This is a genomic window from Mycobacterium sp. SMC-13 (genome assembly GCF_045311035.1).
GTDB lineage: Bacteria > Actinomycetota > Actinomycetes > Mycobacteriales > Mycobacteriaceae > Mycobacterium.
Genome location: NZ_JBJIAI010000014.1, coordinates 72,492 through 99,395 on the forward strand (window position 1 = coordinate 72,492; position 26,904 = coordinate 99,395).

Sequence of the window (26,904 nt, forward strand, 5' to 3'; positions counted from 1 at the left end):
ATTCGTCATTCGTGGCTAGATCAGGACTCCGGAGCCGCCGGCCGGGTTGCCGGTGCCGCCGGAACCACTGGCGCCGCCGGCGCCCGTGGCGCCATCGGTGCCGTCGTGCGTGCCGTGGCCGCCGTTGGCGCCGCCCGAACCGCCCGCGCCGCCCGCGCCACCGGCGGGACCGTTGCCGCCGGCGCCGGTTATCGAACCGGTGCCGCCGTTACCGCCATTGCCACTGGTACCACCGGTGCCGCCGGCTCCGCCGTTGCCACCGTTGCCCCACTGGGTGATGTTGTCGTTGTAGCCATTGCCGCCGTCGCCACCGGTGCCACCGGCACCGCCGATGCCACCGTTACCGCCGACACCACCGACGTTGTCGCCAGAGGAGCCGCCATTACCGCCGGCGCCTGCGGCGCCGCCGTGGCCACCGACGCCGCCGGTGGCACCGGCGTTGCCGTTGATGAACGGAATGCCGTTCGCGCCGTCCTGCCCGTCGCCGCCGAGGCCACCATTGCCGCCGACGCCACCATTGCCGCCGGCTCCGTCGATGCCGTTCGCGGAGAATCCGCCGGCACCACCGTTGCCACCGACGCCGCCGGCGCCACCCGTGCCTCCGAAGCCACCACCGCCGCTGATACCGGCCGCGTTGTTGGAGCCGAAAGCCGGAAGGCCGCCGACGCCGCCGTTTCCGCCGGTGCCACCGGTGCCGCCGACGCCGCCCGCACCGCCGACGCCCGAGACCGTGCCGCCCGCGCCGCCGACGCCACCGTTACCGCCGGCACCACCGCTGGTGCCGGACAGGCCGGTGGCTCCCAGCGATGCCCCGATGGTCCCGTCGGCGCCGTTGCCACCGGTACCGCCGGCGCCACCCGCGCCGCCGTTGCCGGTCAGGCCGCCCGCACCGCCGGCGCCGCCGTCGCCACCACGGCCCGCGGTGCCCAGGATCGTGAGGGCGTCGAAGCCGTTGCCGCCCTTGCCGCCGTCCCCGCCGTTACCGCCCACACCGTTGGCGGCCTGGTTGACGCCGGCGCCGTTGAAGCCGCCGGCCCCGGCGTTGCCCGCGGCGCCACCGGCACCGCCCGTGCCGCCGTTGCGCTGGATCGACGAAATGCCGTCCGACCCGGCGCCACCGGTGCCGCCGTTTCCGGCTGCGCCGCCCTTGCCGCCGTTGCCGACGGTGCCGTGGGCGGCCGCGCCGCCCTTGCCGCCGGCGCCGCCGTTACCGCCCACACCACCGGAACCACCGGTGTTGCCGCCGAGCACGCCCGAGCCGCCGCTGCCGCCATTACCGCCCTTGCCGCCGACACCGCCGGTGCCGCCGTTACCGGCGTTGGTGCCGCCGGCGCCACCGATGCCACCGGCACCGCCGTGGCCGCCGTTGGGGCCGTTCTCGCCAAGTGCGGCAAGACCATTGGCGCCGTTGCCACCGATGCCACCGGCACCGCCGTTGCCACCGTTGCCGTTGGATCCGCCGGAACCACCGTTACCGCCGGCGCCGCCGTTACCGGCCACGCCGACTGCGGTGATGGTGTTGAACCCGTTGCCGCCCTTACCGCCGTTGCCACCGTTGCCGCCCGCCCCACTGGCGGCCTGGTTGACGCCCGCGCCGTTGAAGCCGCCGGCGCCCGAGGTGCCGGCATTGCCGCCATCACCGCCCTTGCCGCCGTCGGGGATCAGCGAGGAACTTCCGTCGGAGCCGTTGCCGCCGTCGCTGCCGTTTCCGGCTGCGCCGCCCTTGCCACCGCTACCGACGGTGCCGTGGGCTGCCGCGCCGCCCTTGCCACCGACGCCGCCGTTACCGCCGTTGCCGCCCTTGCCGCCGCCGCCGAGGGCTCCGCCACCGAGGACGCCCGAGCCGCCGCTGCCGCCATTGCCACCCGCGCCGCCGACACCGCCGGTGCCGCCGTTACCGGCGTTGGTGCCGCCGGCGCCACCGATGCCACCGGCACCGCCGTTGCCGCCGTTGGGGCCGTTCTCGCCAAGTGCGGCAAGGCCATCGGCGCCGCTACCGCCGATACCGCCCGCGCCGCCGTTGCCACCGTTGCCGTTGGATCCGCCGGAACCACCGTTACCGCCGGCGCCGCCGTTACCGGCCACGCCGATCGCGGTGATGGTGTTGAACCCGTTGCCGCCCTTACCGCCGTTGCCACCGTTGCCGCCCGCGCCATTCGCGGCCTGGCTGACACCTGCGCCGTTGAAGCCGCCGGCGCCCGAGGTGCCGGCGTTGCCACCGTTGCCGCCCTTGCCGCCGTCGGGGATCAGCGACGAGCTGCCGTCGGAGCCGTTGCCGCCGTTGCCGCCGTTTCCGGCTGCGCCGCCGGTGCCGCCGGCCCCCACGGTGCCGTGGGCTGCCGCGCCGCCCTTGCCGCCACCGCCGCCGTTGCCACCGCTGCCGCCGTTACCGCCGCCGCCGAGGGCTCCGCCACCGAGGACACCCGAGCCGCCGCTGCCGCCGTTGCCTGCGTCGCCACCGGCACCGCCCTTGCCGCCGTTGCCGGACTGGGTACCGCCCGCGCCACCGTTGCCGCCCGCGCCGCCGTTGCCGCCGTTGGGGCCGTTCTCCCCAAGTGCGGCAAGGCCATTGGCGCCGTTGCCGCCAGTGCCGCCCGCTCCGCCGTTACCGCCGTTGCCCGCCGTTCCACCCGAGCCGCCGTTGCCGCCGGCGCCGCCATTGCCCGCGACGCCGATCGCGGTGATGGTGTCGAATCCGTTGCCGCCCTTACCGCCGTTGCCGCCGGTCGCGCTGGCGTTGCCGGTCGCGGCCTGCTTCTTGCCGCTGCCGTTGAAGCCGCCGGCGCCTGCGGTACCGGCGTTGCCGCCGTCGCCGCCCTTGCCGCCGTCGGGGATCAGCGACGAACTGCCGTCGGAGCCGTTGCCGCCGTTGCCGCCGTATCCGGCCGCGCCGCCCGTGCCGCCGGCGCCGACCGTACCGATCAGCCCGACCTTCTGGCCGCCCTTGCCGCCGACGCCACCGTTGCCGCCGTTTCCGCCGTTTCCGCCGCCGCCGAGGGCTCCGCCACCGAGGACGCCCGAGCCACCGTTACCGCCGTTGCCGGCCTTGCCGCCGGCGCCACCGCGTCCGCCGATGCCGAAGATGTGGCCGCCATTGCCGCCGATGCCGCCGTTGGCGCCGGTCTGACCGTTGCCGCCGTTCTGGCCCAGCGCGGCAAGGCCGTCGGCGCCGTTGGCACCGTCGCCGCCCTTACCGCCCGCGCCGCCATGACCGATCCCGCCGGCGTTGCCGCCGTTACCGCCGGCCGTCGGCGTGAAGATGCCGAAGCCCGAGTAGCCGGCACCGCCCGCGCCGCCGTTGCCGAAGCCGCGGGCGTTGCCGCCGTTGCCGCCGGTGACGCCGGGAAGGCCGCTCGAGTAACCCTTGCCGCCGTCACCGAACCACAGACCGCCGTTGCCGCCGTTGGGGTTGATCACGTTGCCGTTGGCGCCGTTGCCGATCAGGTACTGGCCGGCCAACAGGTTGATGCCGGTGTCGACCACGAAGCCGATGGGGCTGTTGATCCAGGCCTGCACGCCGAAGTGCACGTTCTGGTAAATCCAGTTGGCGACGATGACCGTCGGGTCGACGAACGTGGGCAGCGCCAGCGGGCCGACTGCGGCGAGCGGGTTGACGGCAGCCAGTGGGTTGACGGCAGCCAGCGGGTTGACCGCGGCCTCAGGTGCGGGCGCAGCCGTGGGGTTGGCCGCCGCGAGCGGGTTGACGGCGCTCAGCGGCTTGGCCGCGGTCGGCGGGGCCGTGGCGGACACGGCAGCCGCGGCTGCCGGGTGCAGGCGCTTGTTGGCGACGACGCCGTACTCCACCTGGCGACGCACCCAGGCCATCACGGCCCAGACGCCGGGCATCTGGTCGGGATGGGTCGGCGCGTCGGGAGCCAGCATGGTGCCCAGGCCGACGGCGGACAGCAGGCCGGTGATCGGGTTGAACGGCCTGCTCGTGGGGGCCGTCATGACCGCCCCGGTTCCCGGGGTAGCCGCGCCCGACGAGATGGACGGGCCACTCGGAACCGTCGGGGTCGTGGCGCCGGCCGGGCTGGTCGTGGGGTTCGGTGCCGTCGGCTTGGTGCCGGGTGCGGTGGCCTTGCGTCCGCCGGCAGTGCCGTCGGTGGACACCCCGGCAGTTGACTGCGGGCCCCGTGCGGGGCGAGTACCGGGGGTGCCGGCGTTGGAGCTACCGGTCGAGGCGCTCGAGGTGCCGTCAGGGGTGCTGGCGTGCTTGGGCTTGTTGCCCGGGGTGGGCTTTACCTTGGGGCCCTTCGCCAGATCGTTGAGCGCCTTTCTGGCTTCGTCGGCGTACTGGCGCATCCGGTCCTGCGCCTGTTGACGCGGGTTGCGCGGGGTGCCGCTCGTGGAACCGGGCGAAGAGGTGTCACCGGGCTCGGTCGACGGCGTCGGCTTCGTGGACGGCTTCGTCGGCTTGGGCTTGCTCGGGTTCTTGGTCTTGCTGTCCGTGGTCTTGGTGGCGCCGGAGTTGCTCGACTTGGAGCCGCTGTCGCCGGTGGAGCTCTCGGTGTTGACGAGCCGGATGTCCGCGGTCACCGACTGCATCGTCGGAGAATCGGGTCCCAGCAGCAGCATGACGCCGGCGCTGGCGAATGCCGCGCTCGTCAACCCCGCGGCCGCGAGCGGCCCGGCGGCGCTCCACCAGCTGTTCGTCCCCACTGCCCTGTGCTTGCCCACGATCCTCCTCGTGCGTCGGGTGTGAGAAACACCACCCCCGTCAATAAACGTGGGGAGACTAACACCCGTAATCGCAAGCTGGGAACATCTTGAGGAAAGTGAGCGGCCGTTCATATCGCGGACCGCCGGTACCGGGACGATCTTGAAAAAGGCGTTCTCACCTGCGGAGAAGTCGGCCTTATTGCATATTTTGGTGCCCGACGGGACTTTGATGGTTGGCAAGCGCGCCTGGTGGCGAGCTGCGGACGCGATGGCGCTTGGCTGCTACTTAGAACACGTTCAGTTCTATTGTGCGCAACCGGTAATCACTGTCGGTGCAGCGCAACGCTCATGTGACGGCCCCTGCCGGGTGCGGTTGGGGCGTGGCGGCACCGCATGTTCAGGCTCGTGGTCCGGTGGGGATGGGTGGCCCTGTGGGTTGCGCGAAACCTCCTGGCGTGCAACCCACAGGACTCCTTGCTCAGACCGGGAAGGTGACCCCGGTCAGTTCCTCGGACACCGCCCACAGCCGCTGCTGCAGCTCGGTGTCATGGGACTGGTCGCTCGAGCCGACGACCTTCGGGTGCCCGGTCTGCTGGAACCGTCCGTCGGGTCCGTAGTACTGGCCGCCGAACGCGGCGGGGTCGGTGGCGGCGCGCAGGGTGGGTAGGGCGCCCATCGCGGCGCTCTGGAACAGCCGGTCGACGACGGGTGCCAGGACGGCGGGCGGCACCGGCACGTGCCGCGCCAGTTCGGTGTTCGACCCGCCCGGGTGTGCGGCGAGGGCGACGGTCTCGGCGCCCGTCAGCCGGCGCTGCAGTTCATACGTGAAGAGCAGGTTGGCGAGCTTGGACTGGCCGTAGGCCTCCACTCGGTTGTAGCGGCGTTCCCATTGCAGGTCGTCGAAGTGGATGGCGGCGCGAATCCGGTGGCCCAGGCTGCTGACCGTCACGACGCGTGAGCCGGGCACCGTCAGCAGCTGGTCGAGCAGGAGTCCGGTCAATGCGAAGTGTCCCAGGTGGTTGGTGCCGAACTGCATCTCGAACCCGTCGGCGGTGGTCTGTTTCGGCGTCCACATCACGCCGGCGTTGTTGATCAGCAGGTCGATCGCCGGGTATTCGGACTTCAGCTGTTCGGCGGTTTCGCGAACCGACTGCAACGAGCTGAGGTCGAGTTCCTGAAGGGCGACGTCGGCGTCGGGCGTGGCCTGCCGGATGCGGTCGACGGCGTCCTTGCCCTTGTCGAGATTGCGGACGGCGAGCACGACGTGTGCGTTCTTGGCGGCGAGCGCTGCTGCGGTCTCGTAGCCGAGGCCGGTGTTGGCGCCGGTGATGACGGCGGTGCGTCCGGTCTGGTCGGGGATGTTGGCGGTGGTCCACTTGGTCATGACGGTTCCTCGGTAGCCTGGGCCTTATCCGGGGCGAGCGCCCCGGATGCTTCACCTATCCGGAACGGTCGCCCCGTTTAATTTGTTCCCGGGAGCATGATGATCTGCAAACCGAAGAGGCCACTGCGGGCCGACGCGGCCCGGAACCGCGCTCGCGTGCTGGAAGTCGCCTATCAAACCTTCGCCGACGAGGGCCTTTCCGTGCCCATCGACGAGATCGCCCGGCGGGCCGGCGTCGGCGCCGGCACCGTCTACCGGCACTTCCCGACCAAGGACGACCTCTACCGCGCGGTGATCGAGGATCGGCTGGAAACGGTCATGGGGGCCGGCCGGGCGTGCCTGGCGTCGGACGCGCCGGGCGACGCGCTGTTCGACTTCCTGCGGTCGATGGTTCGGTGGGGCGAAACCGATCAGGGCCTGGTCGACGCACTTGCCGGCCTCGGGATCGACGTCCACGCCCTGGTGCCCGATGTCGAAGAGGAATTCCTGGCGCTGCTGGGTGAACTGCTGGCCGCCGCCCAGGGCGCCGGCGCCGTTCGGGCGGACGTCACGGCCTCGGATGTGAAGACGCTGCTCGTGGCGGCGAACGCCGCGCAGCGGTACAGCGCCGACGCCGCTGACCGCGTCGTCGAATTGATGATGGACGGACTCCGGCCCCGTCAGTAGCGTCGGCCGTATGAAGTTCGGGATCTCGACCTTCGTCGATGACGACAGTATTGATCCGGTTTCGCTGGCCCGCGCGATCGAAGAGCGCGGCTTCGCGTCGCTCATCGTCGCCGAGCACAGTCACATTCCCGCGAGCCGTGAGTCGCCGTATCCGAACGGTGGGGAGCTGCCGCCCTGGTACTACAACACGCTCGACCCGTTCGTGACGCTTGCCGCGGCGGCGGCGGTGACGTCGACCATCGAGCTGTTCACCGGCATCGCCCTGCTCATCCAGCGGGATCCGATCCACACGGCCAAAGAGGCCGCCAGCATCGATCTCATCTCCGGTGGCCGGTTCATCTTCGGCGTCGGTGCCGGCTGGAACCTCGAGGAGATGCGGGACCACGGCACCGATCCGAAAACTCGTGGCGCCCGGCTGGACGAGAGCATCGAAGCCATCACGGCGCTGTGGACCACCGAGCCCGCCGAATATCACGGCAAATTCGTCAACTTCGATGCGTCGTACTGCAGGCCCAAGCCGGTCCGGAAACCGCATCCGCCCATCTATGTCGGCGGCAACTCCGATGCCACCGTCAAGCGGGTGCTGCGTCACCGTGCGGGCTGGATTTCGAATCCTTTCCCCAGGGACGTGCTGGCGGAACGAACGGCGCAGTTGCGCTCGGGCGCGGACTACGACGTGCCACTCGCGATGTTCGGTGCACCCCTGAAACCGGACTACTGGCGTACCGCTGAAGACCTCGGCTTCGGCCAGCTCGGTTTGTTCCTGCCGTCGGTCGGCAAGGACGAATCGCTGCGCCTGCTCGACGATTACGCGGCGCAGGTGGCGCAGTACCGGTCGGCGTCCTGATTTCCGGCCGCTAAGCGGTGCCTGCGCGGATGGCGAACAACCTTGCACTCGCCCTGCCTGAGTGCTAAAAAGACGTTGGCACTCTCGATAGGTGAGTGCTAGGTCGGGACAGTGAGGCCGGGGCCGCATCTGCGAGCACAGCCCAGGCCGTCCGTCGCGGGCGCTGCGCCTGACCAAAGACGTGCAATTCCCAACCGGAGGAATTACTTCGCAATGGCCAAGACAATTGCGTATGACGAAGAGGCCCGCCGTGGCCTCGAGCGGGGCCTGAACAGCCTCGCCGACGCCGTAAAGGTGACGCTGGGCCCCAAGGGCCGCAACGTCGTCCTGGAGAAGAAGTGGGGCGCCCCCACGATCACCAACGATGGTGTGTCCATCGCCAAGGAGATCGAGCTCGAGGACCCGTACGAGAAGATCGGCGCTGAGCTGGTCAAGGAAGTTGCCAAGAAGACGGACGACGTCGCTGGCGACGGCACCACCACCGCCACCGTGCTGGCCCAGGCCCTGGTTCGCGAAGGCCTGCGCAACGTCGCGGCCGGCGCCAACCCGCTCGGCCTGAAGCGCGGCATCGAGAAGGCCGTCGAGGCTGTCACCAAGGGTCTGCTGGCTTCCGCCAAGGAGGTCGAGACCAAGGAGCAGATCGCCGCCACCGCCGGTATCTCGGCCGGTGACCAGTCCATCGGTGACCTGATCGCCGAGGCCATGGACAAGGTCGGCAACGAGGGTGTCATCACCGTCGAGGAGAGCAACACCTTCGGCCTGCAGCTGGAGCTCACCGAGGGTATGCGCTTCGACAAGGGCTACATCTCGGGTTACTTCGTGACCGACGCCGAGCGTCAGGAAGCGGTCCTCGAGGACCCGTTCATCCTGCTGGTCAGCTCGAAGATCTCGACCGTCAAGGACCTGCTGCCGCTGCTGGAGAAGGTCATCCAGTCGGGCAAGCCGCTGCTGATCATCGCCGAGGACGTCGAGGGCGAAGCCCTGTCGACCCTGGTCGTCAACAAGATCCGCGGCACCTTCAAGTCCATCGCCGTCAAGGCCCCGGGCTTCGGTGACCGTCGCAAGGCGATGCTGCAGGACATGGCGATCCTCACCGGTGGCCAGGTCATCAGCGAAGAGGTCGGCCTGTCCCTCGAGACCGCCGACATCACCCTGCTGGGCAAGGCCCGCAAGGTCGTCGTGACCAAGGACGAGACCACCATCGTCGAGGGTGCCGGCGACGCCGAGGCCATCGCCGGCCGCGTGGCCCAGATCCGCAGCGAGATCGAGAACAGCGACTCCGACTACGACCGCGAGAAGCTGCAGGAGCGCCTGGCCAAGCTGGCCGGTGGCGTTGCAGTCATCAAGGCCGGCGCTGCCACCGAGGTGGAGCTCAAGGAGCGCAAGCACCGCATCGAGGACGCCGTTCGCAACGCGAAGGCCGCCGTCGAAGAGGGCATCGTCGCCGGTGGTGGCGTGGCCCTGCTGCAGTCGGCTCCGGCTCTCGACGAGCTGAAGCTCGAGGGTGACGAGGCCACCGGTGCCAACATCGTGCGTGTCGCCCTGTCGGCTCCGCTGAAGCAGATCGCCTTCAACGGTGGTCTGGAGCCGGGCGTCGTCGCCGAGAAGGTGTCGAACCTGCCCTCGGGTCACGGCCTGAACGCCGCGACCAACGTGTACGAGGACCTGCTGGCCGCCGGCGTTGCCGACCCGGTCAAGGTCACCCGCTCGGCGCTGCAGAACGCGGCGTCCATCGCGGCGCTGTTCCTCACCACCGAGGCCGTCGTCGCCGACAAGCCGGAGAAGGCCGCGGCTCCCGCCGGCGACCCGACCGGTGGCATGGGCGGTATGGACTTCTAAGTCCAGCTCTTACGGGAAGGCCCGGTCTCTTCGGAGGCCGGGCCTTTTCTTGTGTGACGCTGACAGCGCCGCCATGGTCGTATTTGCGATGGTGACGCTGTCAGCGTCACATTGCGATCGTGCCGTGATGTGCACCCCTGCGGACCACCGACAGAATGTCCTCCAGAATCAGATCCCAGCGGTAGACAACGTCCTCATGGGTCAGTCGCATGGCCAGGAACCCCAAGCCGACGGCCACCCTGTCCCTCGTCCGGTCGGGCTGATACTTGGACAGATGGTGCTCACGGCTGTCGGCTTCGATGATCAGTCGGTCGCCCACCAAAAGGTCGACGCGGCCCACTCCCGGAATGTCCACTTGGGTTTGTAGGTGGATCCCCAAGGCGCGCAAGCGTAATCGGATCATCGTCTCCGTGCCCGATTCGCTCTTCGGGTCCAATCGCTCGGCCAGGTTCAGATGCGCAAAGCGCGATGCCGACACAATGTCCCGCGCGTCGGCCATCTCGATCATTTGCTTGTTCAGCATCGAGTCCAGGACGACGATCAGCCCCTCAGTGTCCAGGCAGTGCGCCGCCGACGCGACGGCAATGTCGATCGGGTCGATGGCTCCGACGATGGGTGGATCGAGGCGGTACGGCTGGCAGGACCGAACTCTCGGGCGGGATTGGCGGGCCCGCCTCGAATACCGGACATGCAAACCAGAATCTGGCACCCAGACGCCGTAGTGGCGTAGCACAGAGACACAGCTCAAAATGCCACCGGCGGAGACCGCGCGGACGACCTGCGGGTTTGCGGAGGGGCCGGCATACCAGCCGCGCCGCACCGGCGGCCAGCCTGCTGGGCGCGGCATTCCCGCGGCGCGCAGTTGCGCCGCGGACACCACCCCGCCGTTCGCAGCCGCCAGTTGTTCTATTTCCCCCATCGCTCAATAGCAGCCGACAACGGTGGGCGGCGGTAGTACCCAATCGTCAGCCTGTGGATAACTCAGGTCTCCTTGAGTGACACGCAGTCGTGGACGCCTTCGGGGCTGCGGTGCAGCACTGCGCGGGTGGGCACGACGTGCAGGCCCGTGTCGGTGGCTTCGGCGGTGCCGTCGACGATCAGCGAGTATCCGGTGGGTTCGCGCGGCGGCCACAGCACCGTCACGGCCGGGTGAGCGCCGGCGTTGCGCCGCGTGGTGTTACCGATGGGCTCGATCGTCAGCGCGCCGCCGGCGAATGTCGGGACGACGGCCACCGTGTGCGGGCGGAAATCGTCACCGACGGTGATCAGAAAGCCGAACGGGAAGTCGGCCAAGGTGTCGCCGAGTTTTTCCAGATCCACCTTCACACTCATGAGGCCAGGATAGGTCGCCGCTCACGCCGGCGCGGGTTGCCGGCCGCGCACCAACCGACCTGGCCGGGCCGCCGTGGGTACCCCGTTCTCCGCGATGATCTCGCCGGACACGATGGTCGCGACGTAGCCGTCGGCGGTCTGGTCCAGGCGGCGCCCGCCGGCGGGCAGGTCGTGTTCGATGGTGGGCTTGTGCAGCGTCAGCGCGTCCTGGTCGATCACGTTGAGATCGGCCTTGTAGCCCACCGCGATTCGGCCGCGGTCGTTCAGGCCGGCGACGCGCGCCGGTACCGATGTCAGTTCCTTCACGGCGTGCGCCAGGTCCAGCCGGGAGGCGGCGCGGTCGCGGACCCAGTGCGTCAGCAGATAGGTGGGAAACGATGCGTCGCAGATCATTCCGTAGTGTGCGCCACCGTCGCCGAGGCCCAGGATGACGTCGTCGCGCTGGATCAGTTCGGCGACGGTGTCGAGGGAACCGTCACGGAAGTTGGCGAGGGTGACGAGCAGCATGGCGCGGCCGTCGTCGTCGAGGACGCGGTCGTAGGCCTCTTCGAGCGGGCTGACGCCGCGGGCGGCGGCGCGCGCGGCGATCGAATCCGACGGTGCCGGTTCGTAATTCGGGGGAGTGCCGAGGGGGAACATGTAGTCCCACGCCTGCACCGCGAACATCAGTGGGTGGCCGTCGGCAGCTGCGGTGTCGTTCAGGATGCGTTGGCGTACTTCGGGTCTGCGCATCTCGGCGACGCGCTCGGCCAGCGGTAGATCGGCGATCTCGCGGTACGACGGGTACAGCACGAACGGATTGCCGGACAACTCCAGGCCGATGACCAGGCCGATGGGGCGCGGGAAAATCTGCGCCGAGATCGACCCGCCGTCGGCGTTGGCCTTCTCGACCATCCGCAGCGCGTCCTCGAATGTGGCCGGCCCGGCATTGCCGACGGCCAGGGTGAACGTCACCGGCAGGCCGACGTCGGCCGCGACGTCGAAGACGGTTTTCAGCGCGATCTCGTAGTCACCGGCCAGCAGGTCGGGCACGAACTGGATCAGTCCGCCGCCGCCGTCCGCGACGCCGCGGGCGATGGCTTCGATCTCGACCTGTGCCGCGTCGTGGCTCGGAATGGGCTGTCCGCCAGAGGTTTTGTGCAGCGTCAGTCGCGACGACGCGAAGCCCAGCGCGCCGCACTCCACGGCCTCGGCCGCGAGCTTGCGCATCAGGGCCAGGTCTTCGGGGGTGGCGGGCTCGCGGTCGACGCCGCGCCGGCCCATGACGTACACCCGTAGCGGCGAGTGCGGGAGGAACGCGGCCACATCGATATCCCGGTGCCGCGCCTCGACGGCGTCCAGGAATTCGGGGAACGTCTCCCACGTCCAGGGCAGGCCGTCGACCATCACGACGCCGGGGATGTCCTCGACGCCGGCCATCACGTCGACGAGCACGTCGTGGTCGTCGGGGCGGCAGGGCGCGAAGCCGACGCCGCAGTTACCCATGACGGCGGTTGTTACGCCGTGAGCGGAAGACGGGGTCATCCGGTCGGACCAGATGGCCTGTCCGTCGTAGTGCGTGTGCAGGTCGACGAAGCCAGGGGTGACGAGCAGGCCGGTGGCGTCGATCTCCCGGGCGCCGGTCCCGTCGACCGTGCCCACGGCTGCAATCAACCCGTCCTGAACTGCGACATCGCCCTGGAAGGGTGCGCCGCCCAACCCGTCGGCGATGAGTCCGTTGCGAATGACGATGTCGTAGGCGACGCCCGCTGCGTTCATGTGAACAACGTACGACTCAGGCCGTCATCAGATCTGTGAGTTGGCTTTGAGTTGAAGTTAGAACGGCTAGGCATTGCAAAACCGATGTATCGTGATAGGTACAAGATGCATCGAAAACAACGAAAGGAAATGCGATGTTCTCAGCTGGTTTCGGCCCCGGTTTCGGTGGAGGCTTCGGCCCCGGATTCGGGGGCTTCGGTCCGGGCGCGGGTGGTCCCGGTGCCTGCGGGCCCGGCTTCGGTGGCGGTTTCGGCGGCGGCTTCGGGCCGGGTGCCGGGCACCACTTCTTCAAGGGTCGTCTCAAGCGTGCCGCGATTGCCGCGGCTGCGCTACTACAGGAAGGCCCGGCCACGGCCGAGCAGCTCTCGCAGCGGGTTTCGGAGATCACCGACGGCGCATTCACCCCTCCGGTGGACAAGGTCGAGTTCGTCATCTCGCTGCTCGCGGCTCGTGGCGTGGCCACGGTCGAGGACGGCGTCGCGACGCTGACCGAGTTCGGTGAGCAGCTGCTCGCCTGGCGCGGTGTCAGCAGCGAGACGGTGCAGGCCTTCCTCGGGCAGGCGGGGAAGTTCGGCGATGTCATCAAGCTGCGCAAGGATTTGTTCGAGCTCGCCGGGCTGGCGCGCACGATCAAGTTCACCGGAAACGACGCGCAGAAGGCCGATCTGAAGACGGCGGTCAGCACGCTGTCCGCCGCGGTCGCCGAGGCCAAGAAGGCGCTCTACCGCACCCTGGCCGACAACTGACACGACCGACGCCCGGAGCGGCGGACCCATGCGGGTTCGTCGCTCCGGCGTTGTCGGTGCCCCGTGGCACGATCTGGGCATGATCGACCATTTCGGTATCAACTGCAGTGACTGGGCCAAGTCCCAGCAGTTCTACGACGCGGTGCTCGGCGTGCTCGGCTTCAGCCGGCAGCTGGATTTCGGCGTCGCCATCGGTTACGGCCGCGACGGCAAGCCCGACTTCTGGATCGCCGATGCCGGCGCGGGGGAGGCCTCGGGTCCGAACCGCGAGGTGCACGTCGCTTTCCAGGCCGCGGACACCGACGCGGTCACCGCGTTCCACGACGCGGCCGTCCAACTCGGCGCCGAGTCGTTGCACGCACCCCGGCTGTGGCCCGAGTACCACCCCGGCTACTTCGGGGCCTTCGTCCGCGACCCCGACGGCAACAACGTCGAGGCGGTCTTCCATGGCGCAGCCGGGTAGTGGTGCGCTCCGGTAGCGTCGGCGATATGTCTGATACCGCTGCGGCGCGGGAACTGTTGCGCGACTCGTTCACTCGGCTCATCGAGCACGTCGACGAGGTCACCGACGGCCTGACCGAAGAGGTGTCGCTGTGGCGGCCGACGCCGGAGGCCAACAGCATCGCCTGGCTGCTCTGGCACAGTGCGCGGTGCCAGGACATGCAGCTGTGCGAGGTCGCGGGCATCGACCAGGTGTGGACGAGTGCCGGCTGGGAGCAGCGGTTCGCGCTCGACCTGCCGAAGAGCGACGCGCCCGGTTACGACATCGGATACGGCCACACCGCCGAGGACGTCGGCAAGGTGCGGCCGCCGGTCGAGTTGCTCGTCGGCTACTACCGCGCGGTGCACAAGGTGACGCTCGAATATGTCGCGGGCGTGACGGCCGAGGACCTCGAGCGGATCGTCGACCGACGCTGGAATCCTCCGGTCACCGCGAGTGCGCGGCTGGTGAGCATCGTCGACGACTGCGCGCAGCACCTCGGGCAGGCCGCGTATGTACGGGGCATCGCCGCCCACAGATGACAACCGAGAAGTTCGTCCGCTGGTGGCCGCCAGTCGGGCTGGGGCTGATGGCCCTGTTGGGCTGGGGCGTGGGCAAGGCCTCGACGCCGGTCGATGACGTCTTTCAGGACGCGGGCCGGGACGGCCAGCCGTATACCGGCTGGCTGCTGTTCTTCACCGACCCGCGTGTGCTCATGGCGATGCTGGTGATCGCGGTGGGAATCGCGTTGTGGCACAAGCGCTGGCGTCTGGCCGCGGTCCTCGCGTTGACGCCCCAGCTGGCGGTGTTCATCGAGCGCGGCCTGAAGGAGCTGTTCGGTCGTCACAAAGGTGGGGCGCTCGCGTATCCCAGCGGACACACCGTGCTGATGGTGACGGTGCTGGGCGTCATCGTCCTGGCGGCCGGGGCCGTGCTGTGGTCACGCGTGCTGGCCGGCATCTTCGTTCCGTTGGGCATGCTCGGACAGGCCTTCACGTACCACTACTTCACCGACACCGTCGGCGCCTTGCTGTTCGGGTCCAGTCTGGTGTGCCTGGCGGCCCGCCTGGTCACCGAGCACCCCGCGGAAAGCCCTGGCGTGATCCTCTAGCGCCCGGTGCGGTACGCCTCGGTTTTGACACGCGTCAAGCCGGATGCGACCCGCGTCACACCTGGTCGTTACGATGGCGGTATGACCGCTACGTCTGACGTCCGTTCGCCCGGCTCCGGCACCATTTACGACCCCGCCACGGGTGCCATCGCAGGAACCGTGAGCTGGACGGACCCGGCCGACGTTCCTCGCATCGCCGCCGGCCTGCGCGCCGCGCAGCGCGAATGGGAAGCCCGCGGGCCGCAGGGCCGCGCGAAGGTGCTGGCCCGTTTCGCGGTGTGGCTCAATGACCACCGCGACGAGGTCGAGGCCCTGCTGATCCGCGAGACCGGCAAGTCGATGGTCGACGCCAAGGCCGAAATTCCGCTGGCGATCCTGATCATCTCGTACGTGGTCAAGACCATGGAGAAGGCGCTGGCGCCCGACACCCGGCCGGCCCCGCTGCCCATGCTGTCGGTCAAGAAGATCACCGTGCACTACCGCCCACGCGCGGTGGTCGGCATCATCGCGCCGTGGAACTACCCGGTGGCCAATGCGTTGATGGACGCCATCGGGGCACTCGCGGCAGGCTGCGCCGTGCTGCTCAAGCCGTCCGAGCGCACCCCGCTGACCGCCGAGCTGCTGCTGCGCGGCTGGACCGACTCCGGCGCCCCTGAGGTGCTGGCCCTCGCGCAGGGTGCCCGTGAGGTGTCCGAGGCCGTCATCGACAACTCCGATTTCATCCAGTTCACCGGCTCGACGGCCACCGGCCGCAAGGTCATGGAGCGCGCGGCGCGCCGCCTCACGCCGGTCAGCCTCGAACTCGGCGGCAAGGACCCGATGATTGTCCTCGAGGACGCCGACGTCGAGCTGGCCGCCAACGCCGCGGTCTGGGGCGCGATGTTCAACGCCGGGCAGACGTGCGTGTCCGTCGAGCGCGTCTACGTGCTGGAACCGGCCTACGACGCGTTCGTCGACGCCGTCGTCAAGGCGGTGCAGAACCTCAAGGTGGGCGCCGGCGAGGGCTACCACCTCGGGGCGCAGATCGACGCCAGCCAGGTGGACATCACCGAGCGGCACGTCAACGAGGCGGTGGCGGCCGGCGCTCGCGCGTTGACTGGCGGCAAGCGCCCCGACGGCCCGGGCAGCTTCTACCCGCCGACGGTGCTCGTCGACGTCGACCACTCGATGGCCTGCATGACCGAGGAGACGTTCGGCCCGACCCTGCCGATCATGAAGGTCGCGACCGTCGGTGAGGCGGTCCGCCTGGCCAACGACAGCCCGTACGGTCTGAGCGCCACCGTGTTCTCGGGCGATGTGCAGCGGGCCAAGGACGTGGCACTGCAGCTCGACTGCGGCGCCGTCAACATCAACGACGTGCTGGCCAACCTGATGTGCACCACCGCCCCGATGGGTGGCTGGAAGACGTCGGGCATCGGCGCACGGTTCGGCGGGGCCGACGGCATCCGCAAGTTCTGTCGCCAGGAGACGGTCGTCGAGCCGCGCACGAGCAAGGGCACGGGCGGCAACTACTACCACAACTCGATGAAAGCCCTGGCCCGGATGAACAACGTCCTGACCAAGGTGTCGTTGATCCGGCCCAAGCGCACCGCCAAGTAGCACCACCAGTTGTTCACCGTCACGTCACCGCCAGGTTCGGCCCGGCGGTTACGTTCAGCCGGTGACTCTGGACGCATCTGCCGCCGACACCTACACCGTCCGCGATGATGACGACGACGACCCCGAACTGGTGCTGCTGCCCAGCGGGGAAGTGGTCGACACCTGGCGCGAGGGCTATCCGTACGACGAGCGGATGAACCGGCACGACTACGAAGAGCAGAAGCGCCTGCTGCAGATCGAGCTGCTGAAGCTGCAGAAATGGAGCCAGGCCAACGGGCTGCGGCACGTCATCGTCTTCGAGGGCCGCGACGCCGCCGGCAAGGGCGGCACCATCAAGCGGTTCATGGAGCACCTCAACCCGCGTGGGGCCCGCGTCGTCGCGCTGGAGAAGCCGACCGAGAAGGAACGCACCCAGTGGTACTTCCAGCGCTACGTCACGCATCTGCCGGCCGCCGGCGAGATCGTGCTGTTCGACCGCTCCTGGTACAACCGGGCCGGCGTGGAGCGCGTGATGGGGTACTGCACGCCCAAGCAACACGCTGAATTCGTCCGTCAGGCACCGCTTTTCGAGCAGATGCTGACGAACGACGGCATCAGCCTCACCAAGCTGTGGTTCTCGGTGACCCAGGCCGAGCAGCGCACCCGCTTCACCATTCGTCAGGTCGACCCGGTGCGGCAGTGGAAACTCTCGCCGACGGACCTGGCCTCGCTGGACAAGTGGGACGCCTACACCGCGGCCAAGGAAGAGATGTTCGCCTGGACGGATACCGAGGTCGCGCCGTGGACCGTGGTGAAGAGCAACGACAAGAAGCGCGCCCGGATCAACGCCATGCGGCATGTTCTCGGTAAATTCGACTACGACAACAAGGACCATGAGGTGGTCGGACACGCCGATCCGCTGATCGTGGGACGGGCGCTGTCCGACTGAGCGGCGCCCACCAACGTAGGAGGGCGCTTGCGATTCGTCGCGACATTGCTGTTGTGGCTGGTCACCACCGTCGCTGTGGCGGTGGCCGTGCCGGTCTGCTGGGCGCAGCACACACTTGTCGACCGGGGCGGCTATGTCGCGCTGGCCACCACGGCAGCCAAGAACCACGAGCTGCAGAAGGCCACGGCCAGCGAGCTGGGCATCCAGGTCAACAGGCTGGCCAGCGGTGCGGGATATGACCTGAGCACCAGCACCGTGTCGAATGCCGCCGGCATCTACACGTCCAGCTCGGCGTTCCCGGGGCAGTTCGGCGCCGCGAACGGCTACGCGCACGATTGGCTGTTCACCGACACCATGGCCCACTCGGACGCGTCCGGTCGCTGGACCATCGACCTGTCGCCGATGCTGTCGGACCGATCGTTCAAGGCGACCTTGGCGGCGTTCGGGATCCGGGTCCCGTCGAAGATCGAAGTACCGATCACCGACTCGGCCCAATCGTTGCGGCCGGGCCAGTTCCGCGCGGCGACGACGTGGGGACCGTGGGCACGGATCGGCATCTGCGTGTTGACGGGCATATTCGCTCTGCTCACTCTGGCGATGAGCCGGTCACGCGGGAAAACCATTGCCGCTCTGGGTATCTCGACCATGATCGTCGGCGCCGCGGGCTGGGCCGGCATCGAGGCGGGTCGGCGCTACATCAACGACGGGCTGAACCGCACCACCGGCAACGTCCGCCAGGTGGCCGACGTCATGGTCGACACGGCCATCGCCAACGCCCACCAGTGGCTCAACATCACCCTCGCGATCGGCGGCGGTCTGGTGGTGCTGGGCGTGCTCGTCACGCTGCTGGGCAACCTCGGCCGTCGCGTGGTCCGTAAGTCCAAGCCCGCCCCCGCCGCCGCCTGACTAGGGATTTGTGCACGGAAATCCGCGGCCGGCGCGGAAAATCGTGCACAAATCACGAGCCGACGGTGCGTTCCAGGAACGAGTAGACCAGCGCGGCCTTGAACGCGGCCTGCGAGTTGTCCGCCGCCCCGCCGTGTCCGCCCTCGATGTTCTCGTAGTAGTGGACGCGGTGGCCGGCGGCCTCCAGGGCCGCCGTCATCTTCCGCGCATGGCCGGGGTGCACCCGGTCGTCGCGCGTCGACGTGGTCATCAGGAGCGCCGGGTACTTCCGGTCGGCCGAGATGTTCTGGTACGGCGAGTACTTCGAGATGAATTCCCAGTCGTCGGGGTTGTCGGGGTCGCCGTACTCGGCCACCCATGACGCACCGGCGAGCAGCAGGTGGTACCGCTTCATGTCGAGCAGCGGCACGCTGCACACCAGGGCCCCGAACAACTCCGGGTACCGCGTGAGCATGACGCCCATGAGCAGTCCGCCGTTGCTGCCGCCCTCGGCGGCGAGTTGTTCGACGGTGGTGATGCCGCGGCGCACCAGATCGGCTGCGACGGCGGCGAAGTCCTCGTACACCAGGTGACGGCCCTCGCGCATGGCCTGCGTGTGCCAGCGCGGCCCGTACTCGCCGCCGCCGCGGATGTTGGCCTCGACGTAGGTACCGCCCTGCGTCAGCCACAACCGGCCGAGCACCCCGGCGTAGCCGGGCAGCAGCGACGACTCGAAGCCGCCGTATCCGCTCAGCAGCGTCTTGCGTGGCTCGGTGACACCGCGTTGTCCCACAACGAAATACGGGATGCGGGTGCCGTCGGCGGACGTCGCGAAATGCTGCGACACCTCGACCTCGGACGCGTCGAAGAACGCCGGTGCGCGCTTGATCTCGGTGACCGCGCCACCGGCGTGGCCCCAGAGCAGGCGCGACGGGCTGTCGAATCCGCTTGAGTCCAGGAAGATTTCGTCGCCGTACTCGTCGACGTCGACGATGACCGTGGTGGCGTGCTTCGGTACGCCCGGGATGTCCTCGCGTTCCCACGTGCCGGGGGTGACGAGCTCGATGTGGCCGATGACGTCGACCAGCGTCTGCAGCAGCAGCCGGTCGCGCGTCCACGCGAAGTTCTGCATGCTGCTGTGGTCGTCGGGCTCGAAAACCACGGTCAGGTCGCGGTTTCCGGCGAGGTAGTCGTCATAGCGCGCGGCCAGCAGCGTTCCCGGCGCGTATGTCGTCTCGCCGACGGTCCAGTCGGCACGCGGCCGGATCAGGAGCCATTCCCGGTGAATCGAGATCGCGGCATCGGTGGGGACGTCGATGCGGACCAGCTCGTCGCCGCGGACCTCGAAGCGTTCGCGGTTGAAGAAGTCGGTGGACTGCGACACCAGCAGCCGCTCGAAACCCGGTGTGCTGTCGTAGCCGGCGCCGACGCTGACATCGGTGGCCGCGCCTTCGAAGATCGTGACGGCGTCGGCCAGCGGCTGCCCGCGGTGCCACCGTTTGACGATCCGGGGGTACCCCGACTCGGTCATGGCGCCGGGCCCGAAATCGGTGCCCACCAACACCGTGTCGGGGGTCTCCCAGGAGACGCTGGACTTGGCTTCCGGCAGGTTGAACCCGTCCTCGACGAACTGCCTTGTCTCCATGTCGAATTCGCGTACGACAGTGGCGTCGGCCCCGCCGCGCGACAACGCGATCAGCGCGAGGTGCAGGCCCGGTTCGATGACGTCGGCGCCGGCCCAGACCCAGTTCTCGTCCTCGTCGGCCGCCAGCTTGTCGAGGTCGATCAGCACGTCCCACTCGGGGGCGTCGGTGCGGTAGCTGTCCAGCGTGGTGCGCCGCCACAGCCCGCGCGGGTTCTCCGCATCGCGCCAGTAGTTGTAGAGGAACTCGCCGCGCCGCCGGACGTACGGGATGCGGGCGTCGGTGTCCATCACCTCGAGGGCGTCGGCGCGCATCTGCTCGAAGCGCTCGCCGCCGAACTCGGCGATCGTCGGCTCGTTGTGCGGGCGCACCCAGGCGAGGGCGTCGTCACCGGTGACGTCCTCGAGCCAGAGGTAGGGATCTTCTCCTGTGGCGAGCGGAGCGGCGGGATCTTCCGGGGCGACCGATTCAGAACTCACCTGGTCATTCTTACTCCCCGGCGTAGGGTGGCCGTATGCCATCTCGGGCACTGATCACCGCCGAGGCCGCGGACCTGCTGCGCGCGCTGCAGAACCAGCACGGCCCCTTGATGTTTCACCAGTCGGGTGGATGCTGCGACGGCTCGTCGCCGATGTGTTACCCCGACGGCGACTTCATCGTCGGCGACCGCGACGTGCTGCTGGCGGTACTCGACGTCGGGCCCGACGGCGTCCCGGTGTGGATCTCCGGGCCGCAGTTCGAGGCCTGGCAGCACACCCAGCTCATCATCGACGTGGTCGCGGGCCGGGGCAGCGGGTTCAGCCTGGAGGCGCCCGAAGGCAAGCGCTTCCTGTCGCGCGGTCGGGTGTTCACCGAGGCGGAGAACGCCGAGCTCAATGCACAACCGCCCGTGACCGGCGCCCAGTATGCGCAGGGCGTCCGGCCGGCGCGGGACGGCACGTTGATCGTCGAGCACGCCGAGGAGGCGTGCCCGGTGCCCGGTGCGCGTCCGGGCTTGGCGTAGGTCACCAGATTGCGGTGCAGGCGGTTTCGTTCGTGGTGACTACTTCTGCAACGTGAACTGCACGACGTCGGCCTGCTTGTTGCGGAACAACTCCGCACATCCGGTCAGGTACTTGATGTAGCGGTCATAGACCTCTTGCGACTGGATCTTGATGGCCTCGTCCCGGTGTGCCGCCAGGTTCCGGGCCCAGATGTCGAGGGTCGTGGCGTAGTGCGGCTGCAATGAGTGTTTCCGGGTGACGTGGTATCCGGCCGCGGTCGCGAGTTCCTCCACGACGGGGATGATCGGCAGCCGGCCGCCCGGGAAGATGTCCGTCATCAGGAACTTCACGAACCGGGCGAATTCGAAGGTCAGCGGGATGCCGAGCTCCTTGGCGTCCCGGAAGTCGAAACCGCAGATGGTGTGCAGCAGCATCACGCCGTCGGGCGGCATGGCCGCATACGTCCGCCGGAAGAACTCCGGGTAGCGGTCGGGGCCGAAGTGCTCGAAGGCGCCGATCGACACGATCCGGTCGACGGGCTCGTCGAACTGCTCCCAGCCCTGCAGCCGGACCTCGCGGCTGCGGGCGGTGTCCATCCGGTCGAAGGTGCGCTGGACATGGGCCGCCTGATTCCTCGACAGCGTCAGCCCGATCACGTCGACGTCGTACCGTTCGACGGCACGCAGCATCGTCGACCCCCAGCCGCAGCCGATGTCCAGCAACTTCATGCCCGGCAGCAGGCCGAGCTTGCTCAGCGCCAGGTCGATCTTCGCCAGCTGCGCTTCCTGCAGCGTCATGTCGTCGCGCACGAAATACGCGCAGCTGTAGGTCTGTGTCGGATCGAGGAACAGCCGGAAGAACTCGTCGGAGAGGTCGTAATGCGCCTGCACATCGGTGAAGTGCGGCATGAGGGAATTGGACATGGGGCATCGACCCTTTCTGACGAAGGTCCCCGCCGAATACCCGGTTTCCCGCAGTTGAATCGGTCTCCCGACTCTCGACGTCGCCGCGCCTATAAGGTGTGCATGTGACTCACTATGACGTCGTCGTTCTCGGAGCCGGTCCCGGCGGATATGTCGCCGCAATTCGCGCAGCCCAGCTGGGGCTGACCACCGCCATCGTCGAACCGAAGTACTGGGGCGGCGTCTGTCTCAACGTGGGATGCATCCCATCCAAGGCCCTGCTGCGCAACGCGGAGCTGGCGCACATCTTCCACAAGGAAGCCAAGACCTTCGGCATCAGCGGCGAGGCCAGCTTCGACTTCGGCGCGGCGTTCGACCGCAGCCGCAAGGTCGCCGAAGGCCGCGTCGCCGGCGTGCACTTCCTGATGAAGAAGAACAAGATCACCGAGCTGGAGGGCTACGGCACCTTCACCGGACCCAACTCGATGCGCGTCGCGCTGAACGCCGGCGGAACCGAGGACGTCACCTTCGACAACGCGATCATCGCCACCGGCTCGTCGGTGCGGCTGGTGCCCGGCACCTCGCTGAGTGAGAACGTCGTCACCTACGAGACCCAGATCATGACGCGGGACCTGCCGGGCTCGATCATCATCGCCGGCGCGGGTGCCATCGGCATGGAGTTCGCGTACGTGCTGAAGAACTACGGCGTCGATGTCACCATCGTCGAGTTCCTGCCGCGCGCGCTGCCCAACGAGGACGCCGAGGTCTCCAAGGAGATCGAGAAGCAGTACAAGAAGCTGGGCGTCAAGATCCTCACCGGTACCAAGGTCGAGTCGATCGAGGATTCCGGCAGCGAGGTGACCGTCGTCGTCAGCAAGGACGGCGCCACGCAGGAGCTCAAGGCCGACAAGGTGTTGCAGGCCATCGGCTTCGGGCCCAACGTCGACGGCTACGGACTGGAGACCGCCGGTGTCGCGCTCACCGAGCGCGGTGCCATCGCGATCGACGACAACATGCGCACCAACGTGCCGCACATCTACGCCATCGGTGACGTGACGGCCAAGCTGCAGCTCGCGCACGTCGCCGAGGCCCAGGGCGTCGTCGCGGCCGAGACCATCGCCGGTGCCGAGACCCTGACGCTCGGCGACTACCGCATGATGCCGCGCGCCACCTTCTGCCAGCCGCAGGTCGCCAGCTTCGGCCTCACCGAGGAGCAGGCCAAGGCCGAGGGTTACGACGTCGTCGTTGCCAAGTTCCCGTTCACCGCCAACGGCAAGGCGCACGGCCTCGCCGACCCGACGGGCTTCGTGAAGCTGATCGCCGACAAGAAGCACCTCGAGCTGCTCGGTGGTCACCTGATCGGTCCGGACGTCTCCGAGCTGCTGCCCGAGCTGACCCTGGCCCAGAAGTGGGACCTGACCGCCAACGAGCTGGCCCGCAACGTGCACACCCACCCGACGCTGTCGGAGGCGCTGCAGGAATGCTTCCACGGCCTGACCGGCCACATGATCAACTTCTGAGTCGGTTTTGCGCGCGAATGTCGTTGCCGCGATAGGCGGTTTGGTCGTCGGTCACATGCTGTGGCTGCTGGCCATCTCGCTCGCGATGGACACCACCAGCATCAGTTTCTGGGTGCTGGTGGTGTCCGCCGTGGTCTTCGTGGTGGCCGGCGTCGCGGTGTTCTTCGCTCGAAAGTTTCAGGAGCGCAAGGCTTTTGCGAAGTCCGCGTTCCTCTGGTGCCTACCCGTCGCGCCGGTGTTGATGACGCTGGCGGTACTCGGGGTCACCTACCTCTAGGCGGTCGAGCCTGAGCTTGTGTGCCAAATTCTCTTGAAATTTCGCGCACAAGCTCAGGTTCGAGCGCTCTAGTCCGGGAAGTCCAGCGGCACGCGCAGGGTGGCAATGGTCGCCGCCAGCCCGTCGTATTGCGCTGCCAGCAGGCAGAAGTCGATGAGCTGCTTGCGATCGAGGTACGACGCCAGCGACTTCCATGTCTGGTCGGACACCGACCGCGTGATGACGAACTCGTCCGTCGCGGTGATCAGCACGCGCTGCCGGTCGGTGAGACCCTCGGCGTCCGGCCCCTCGAAAATGCGGGCCTGCGTCTCGGCGTCGACGCCGCGGCTGCGGGCCAGGCGGCGGTGCTGCTGCAGCTCGTACTCGCTGCCGCGCAGATGGGCGACGCGCAGGATCACCAGCTCGGCGTCCTTGAGCCCCAGCTTGCTGCGGCCCAGCAGCATGCCGGAGTAGGGCAGGAACGTCAGGAACAGCAGGTGGTGCTGGCCGAGGACGTTGAAGAGCGCAAACCTCGGGGCCCGGATGGTCTTGGCGCCGATCTTGGCGATGACCCAGTTGAGCGGGCCCAGTTCACGGATTCCGCCGGGTTCGATGCGGGCCGGCTCGATGCTGTTCACAATTCCCGAGTCTGGCACAGGCGGGGCGGTCGTAGGGTCGAGCGCCGGCGTGACGTCGCCAAGTCCCAAATTGATCGCAAATTGCTGGTAGCGACGGCCGACGGCCTATCGTCTATGCGTGTTCACCGAACATTCACCCTTCCTTAAGGAGGGTGTACCGCCCCGGACGAAGGTCGCGATCGGCATTGCGCTGGTCGCGACGTTCATGTGTGCGCTGCAGATTACGGCCATGCTGTGTGGATTCCGGGGTCCGCTCGAGCGCCTGATCAGCGATTACGTCGGAACCCCGGCGGGGTTCACGGTGCCGTGGGCGGCGTTGGTGGTGGCGCTGGTCGCGGTGCCACGCGAATACCGTTTGCCGATCGCGGGCGCCGCACTGGGGCTCGATGTGGTCTTTGTCGTCGGCCGGGAGTACGTCGGTCTTCCGTCAGCGATGGGTAGCGGCGCGCTGGTCGTGCTGACCGGCCTCGGTGCGTTTGCGCTGACGCGGTGGACCGGTCCGCAGCGCGACACCGCGCTCAAGGGCGTCGCCACCGGCCTGCTGCTCGTGCTCGCCACCAAGGCCGGTGACGCCTGGCTGACCATCACGTCCCTGACGCGTCCCACCGTTCTCGACGAGTTCGCGGCACGGGCCGACGTCGCGCTCGGCCAACCGTCATGGGTGCTGGGCCAGCTGGTGCAGCACCACTCGGTGCTCTACTTCCTGCTGCATTGGGTCTATCTCGAACTGTCTGCCGCCGCGACCGTCGTCGCGATCTACCAGCTGCGCAACGTGACCACGGGTGGACGGTGGCCGCGGCATTTCGTCGTGCGCACCTTTCTGGTGCTGGGTCTGGTCGGCCCGCTGATCTATCTGATGTTCCCGCTGGTGGGGCCCACCTACGCCTTCGGCGCGGCCGGTGGCGGCTTTCAGGTCGGCGACTTCTGGCCGGCCCTGCTGCCGCCCGTCGACGGGCCGGCGGTGCCCCTCGCGTTCGACACGTCGACCCCGCGCAACTGCATGCCGTCGCTGCACACGGCGTGGGCGCTGGCCGTGTTCATCCATTCGCGATCCGGCCCGCGGTGGCTGCGTGTCGGTGGCACTTGTTGGCTGGTGGGCACTTTGGCCGCGACGCTGGGCTTCGGCTTCCACTACGGCGTCGACCTGGTCGTCGGTGCGGCATTGTGCCTGACGGTGGAATCGGCTCTGCGGGAACCAATTCGGCCGACGCCCCATGCCCGGCTACGGCTGATTGCCGGTGGCACCGCCGTCATCGTCGGCGTGATGCTGTGTGTCCGCTACCTGTCCGGGTGGATGGCGCAGTATCCGATCATGTTCGGGCTTCTGATCATTGGAGCACTCGCGACGCTGGCCTACGGCTTCTACGGCACGTTCTTCGCGCGTCCGGGCGCACCTGCGCCGGCGATCGAGCGATTGACCGGCGAGGAGTCAGAAAGTCCGGCGGCGTGACGGCTGGACGACGAAGGCCGTATGGAAGTCGCTTCTCCAACGGATGGCAGATGCCCTCGACTCAGACCCGCGGCAGCCAGCCAGATCCGTAGGGGGACAAGACGAATCCGTGCCCTTGGGAGTCCTTGCACGCGGTGGTGCGCTTGTCGTCGACGCCGCAGGTCACGCCATTGACAGTGAGAGTGTGAAATGGCGGGAGGGTTTTGATGTTGCTCGGATACGGGATTCCGTCGAACGCCGAGTAGATGCCTTGGTCGGTTCCAATGTTGTTTACGCCGTTCACCGCTGGGGGCACCGCAGGAAAGTTGTTGCCTGTGCAGCCCGCCACAGGCGGGTTGAACGAGCACCTGATGCTGTCCGGTGTGAGGAAGACGACCTGGGTGGCATGGATGCCTGGCGTGGACGCGTCGATTTCATAGTCGGTGACGTTGGCCGGGGTGTAGTGGCTCATGTCGGGAAACGACGGTGGGTCTGCCCAGGCGCTGGATTCGAAGGCGATGCTGAGCAGGGTCATCACCGTGACGATGAAAGGAGCTCTGCGGAGTGCTCTCATGTCAGATCCTTCCAGAATCAGCTGATCGGTAATCGTGTCCCGTCCGGTTTGTGTTACTTGGATGCATTGACCTGCACCTGCTGAGTGTCGTAGGGCGCTCCCAGAGGCTGACCGTCCGGACCATTCTGGGTATTCCATTGACTGACAAGGATATTCAGGTCATTGAGCGATGATCCTGGCATGATGTAGCCGCCGTACGGCTGGAAGACGTAGCCCGGTGCTGCAGGCGAGCTCTGCTGGGCCGCAATGATCGGCGGGCCACCCTTGAAAATGTCGGTCGGTGAGTCGCCTACGAGGACTTGAACCTGATTGACGTTGGGGGTGCTGTTGAAAGCGGAAAGCACCGGGCGTCCGTCGATTTCTCGGAAACTCAGTTCGCCGTAGTGCGCGCCTTGTTGGCTGACGACCACGGGCACCTGTCCCGGATTTCCCCAGTCGTTGCCGGTCCACGGCTGCCATGCACTGCGATCCGCGGCGTGCGCCGGATCGACTCGGTACATCGTGACGCCCTGGCTGCGGTCGAACGAGTCTCCCGCTATGTACACCATTCCGTCCTTGCCCCTGGTAGCCGCTGACCTGTGTAGGCGGGTTTCCGGGTAAGCCAGGAGCGGAGGGACGCCACGAGCCGGGCACGGGTTGCCAACCTTTGGACGGATCGTTGGAGACCTCGACGAGCCATGAGCCAGCTGTCGGCTTCAGGCCGGAGGTTCCGCTGACCATC

The 26,904-nt window shown here is 68.1% G+C and carries 24 protein-coding genes; 14 read left to right on the forward strand and 10 right to left on the reverse strand.

The window, feature by feature from the left end; translation table 11 throughout:
* Window positions 1–15: 15 nt before the first annotated feature.
* Window positions 16–4,680 (reverse strand): PGRS repeat-containing protein, encoded by a 4,665-nt coding sequence (locus tag ACJH6I_RS20395; RefSeq protein WP_406784432.1) that lies wholly within the window; start codon window positions 4,678–4,680, stop codon window positions 16–18.
* A 460-nt stretch (window positions 4,681–5,140) separates the two neighbouring features.
* Entirely contained in the window at window positions 5,141–6,046 is a 906-nt protein-coding gene (locus tag ACJH6I_RS20400) for an SDR family NAD(P)-dependent oxidoreductase (RefSeq protein ID WP_318986622.1), read from the reverse strand.
* A gap of 102 nt (window positions 6,047–6,148) precedes the next feature.
* Between ACJH6I_RS20400 and ACJH6I_RS20405 the strand changes: the two genes are divergently transcribed.
* From ACJH6I_RS20405 to groL, 3 genes are all read left to right on the forward strand, one after another.
* Window positions 6,149–6,712, forward strand: coding sequence for a helix-turn-helix domain-containing protein (locus tag ACJH6I_RS20405; RefSeq protein WP_318986666.1), 564 nt, complete (start codon window positions 6,149–6,151; stop codon window positions 6,710–6,712).
* 10 nt (window positions 6,713–6,722) lie between these two features.
* Complete coding sequence (locus tag ACJH6I_RS20410) at window positions 6,723–7,559, forward strand: LLM class F420-dependent oxidoreductase (protein WP_318986621.1); 837 nt, start codon at window positions 6,723–6,725, stop codon at window positions 7,557–7,559.
* Window positions 7,560–7,772: 213 nt separating this feature from the next.
* The gene (gene groL, locus ACJH6I_RS20415; RefSeq protein ID WP_020101134.1) at window positions 7,773–9,398 is read left to right on the forward strand and encodes a chaperonin GroEL; all 1,626 of its coding nucleotides are present in this window, start codon (window positions 7,773–7,775) and stop codon (window positions 9,396–9,398) included.
* 106 nt (window positions 9,399–9,504) lie between these two features.
* Here the strand turns inward: groL and ACJH6I_RS20420 are convergent, their stop codons facing one another.
* From ACJH6I_RS20420 to ACJH6I_RS20430, 3 genes are all read right to left on the reverse strand, one after another.
* Window positions 9,505–10,317: an endonuclease domain-containing protein gene (locus ACJH6I_RS20420; RefSeq protein WP_226519689.1), complete on the reverse strand. Its 813-nt coding sequence runs from the start codon at window positions 10,315–10,317 to the stop codon at window positions 9,505–9,507.
* A gap of 62 nt (window positions 10,318–10,379) precedes the next feature.
* Window positions 10,380–10,730, reverse strand: coding sequence for a pyridoxamine 5'-phosphate oxidase family protein (locus ACJH6I_RS20425; RefSeq protein ID WP_226519688.1), 351 nt, complete (start codon window positions 10,728–10,730; stop codon window positions 10,380–10,382).
* Window positions 10,731–10,751: 21 nt separating this feature from the next.
* Window positions 10,752–12,488 carry an amidohydrolase family protein gene (locus ACJH6I_RS20430; protein ID WP_226519687.1) on the reverse strand — a complete coding sequence of 579 codons (1,737 nt, stop codon included), beginning with the start codon at window positions 12,486–12,488 and terminating at the stop codon, window positions 10,752–10,754.
* Window positions 12,489–12,622: 134 nt separating this feature from the next.
* Between ACJH6I_RS20430 and ACJH6I_RS20435 the strand changes: the two genes are divergently transcribed.
* The 7 genes from ACJH6I_RS20435 (at window position 12,623) to ACJH6I_RS20465 (ending at window position 18,259) form a co-directional block, all read left to right on the forward strand.
* On the forward strand, window positions 12,623–13,234 hold the full coding sequence (locus ACJH6I_RS20435; RefSeq protein ID WP_212807095.1) for a hypothetical protein: 612 nt from the start codon (window positions 12,623–12,625) through the stop codon (window positions 13,232–13,234).
* 79 nt (window positions 13,235–13,313) lie between these two features.
* Window positions 13,314–13,697 carry a VOC family protein gene (locus tag ACJH6I_RS20440; RefSeq protein ID WP_406774398.1) on the forward strand — a complete coding sequence of 128 codons (384 nt, stop codon included), beginning with the start codon at window positions 13,314–13,316 and terminating at the stop codon, window positions 13,695–13,697.
* 26 nt (window positions 13,698–13,723) lie between these two features.
* The gene (locus tag ACJH6I_RS20445) at window positions 13,724–14,257 is read left to right on the forward strand and encodes a mycothiol transferase (RefSeq protein WP_212807094.1); all 534 of its coding nucleotides are present in this window, start codon (window positions 13,724–13,726) and stop codon (window positions 14,255–14,257) included.
* A complete protein-coding gene (locus tag ACJH6I_RS20450) occupies window positions 14,254–14,826 on the forward strand; it encodes a PA-phosphatase (RefSeq protein ID WP_406784433.1) in 573 nt (190 codons plus the stop codon). Before ACJH6I_RS20445 ends, ACJH6I_RS20450 begins: the two co-directional genes overlap by 4 nt.
* Before the next feature lie 81 nt (window positions 14,827–14,907).
* Window positions 14,908–16,425: an aldehyde dehydrogenase family protein gene (locus ACJH6I_RS20455; protein ID WP_226519683.1), complete on the forward strand. Its 1,518-nt coding sequence runs from the start codon at window positions 14,908–14,910 to the stop codon at window positions 16,423–16,425.
* A gap of 61 nt (window positions 16,426–16,486) precedes the next feature.
* Window positions 16,487–17,353 (forward strand): polyphosphate kinase 2, encoded by an 867-nt coding sequence (ppk2, locus tag ACJH6I_RS20460; RefSeq protein ID WP_212807091.1) that lies wholly within the window; start codon window positions 16,487–16,489, stop codon window positions 17,351–17,353.
* A gap of 27 nt (window positions 17,354–17,380) precedes the next feature.
* Window positions 17,381–18,259, forward strand: coding sequence for a hypothetical protein (locus ACJH6I_RS20465; RefSeq protein ID WP_226519682.1), 879 nt, complete (start codon window positions 17,381–17,383; stop codon window positions 18,257–18,259).
* Between the two features lie 52 nt (window positions 18,260–18,311).
* Here ACJH6I_RS20465 and ACJH6I_RS20470 read toward each other — a convergent pair whose 3' ends face one another.
* Window positions 18,312–20,360, reverse strand: coding sequence for a prolyl oligopeptidase family protein (locus ACJH6I_RS20470; protein ID WP_226519681.1), 2,049 nt, complete (start codon window positions 20,358–20,360; stop codon window positions 18,312–18,314).
* Window positions 20,361–20,395: 35 nt separating this feature from the next.
* On the opposite strand from ACJH6I_RS20470, the gene ACJH6I_RS20475 reads away from it, so the two are divergent.
* Window positions 20,396–20,884: a DUF779 domain-containing protein gene (locus ACJH6I_RS20475; RefSeq protein WP_226519680.1), complete on the forward strand. Its 489-nt coding sequence runs from the start codon at window positions 20,396–20,398 to the stop codon at window positions 20,882–20,884.
* 39 nt (window positions 20,885–20,923) lie between these two features.
* Here the strand turns inward: ACJH6I_RS20475 and ACJH6I_RS20480 are convergent, their stop codons facing one another.
* Complete coding sequence (locus ACJH6I_RS20480) at window positions 20,924–21,787, reverse strand: cyclopropane mycolic acid synthase family methyltransferase (RefSeq protein WP_226519679.1); 864 nt, start codon at window positions 21,785–21,787, stop codon at window positions 20,924–20,926.
* Between the two features lie 104 nt (window positions 21,788–21,891).
* On the opposite strand from ACJH6I_RS20480, the gene lpdA reads away from it, so the two are divergent.
* A complete protein-coding gene (lpdA, locus tag ACJH6I_RS20485) occupies window positions 21,892–23,286 on the forward strand; it encodes a dihydrolipoyl dehydrogenase (protein ID WP_226519678.1) in 1,395 nt (464 codons plus the stop codon).
* A 40-nt stretch (window positions 23,287–23,326) separates the two neighbouring features.
* On the forward strand, window positions 23,327–23,563 hold the full coding sequence (locus ACJH6I_RS20490; RefSeq protein ID WP_226519677.1) for a hypothetical protein: 237 nt from the start codon (window positions 23,327–23,329) through the stop codon (window positions 23,561–23,563).
* 68 nt (window positions 23,564–23,631) lie between these two features.
* On the opposite strand, the gene ACJH6I_RS20495 is transcribed toward ACJH6I_RS20490, so the two are convergent.
* Window positions 23,632–24,180: a carboxymuconolactone decarboxylase family protein gene (locus ACJH6I_RS20495; protein WP_212807084.1), complete on the reverse strand. Its 549-nt coding sequence runs from the start codon at window positions 24,178–24,180 to the stop codon at window positions 23,632–23,634.
* Window positions 24,181–24,298: 118 nt separating this feature from the next.
* Here ACJH6I_RS20495 and ACJH6I_RS20500 point away from each other — a divergent pair, with 118 nt between their 5' ends.
* Complete coding sequence (locus ACJH6I_RS20500; protein ID WP_226519676.1) at window positions 24,299–25,630, forward strand: phosphatase PAP2 family protein; 1,332 nt, start codon at window positions 24,299–24,301, stop codon at window positions 25,628–25,630.
* 61 nt (window positions 25,631–25,691) lie between these two features.
* On the opposite strand, the gene ACJH6I_RS20505 is transcribed toward ACJH6I_RS20500, so the two are convergent.
* The gene (locus ACJH6I_RS20505) at window positions 25,692–26,183 is read right to left on the reverse strand and encodes a hypothetical protein (RefSeq protein WP_212814998.1); all 492 of its coding nucleotides are present in this window, start codon (window positions 26,181–26,183) and stop codon (window positions 25,692–25,694) included.
* Between the two features lie 53 nt (window positions 26,184–26,236).
* A complete protein-coding gene (locus ACJH6I_RS20510) occupies window positions 26,237–26,731 on the reverse strand; it encodes a DUF4185 domain-containing protein (RefSeq protein ID WP_235742255.1) in 495 nt (164 codons plus the stop codon).
* Window positions 26,732–26,904 lie beyond the last annotated feature (173 nt).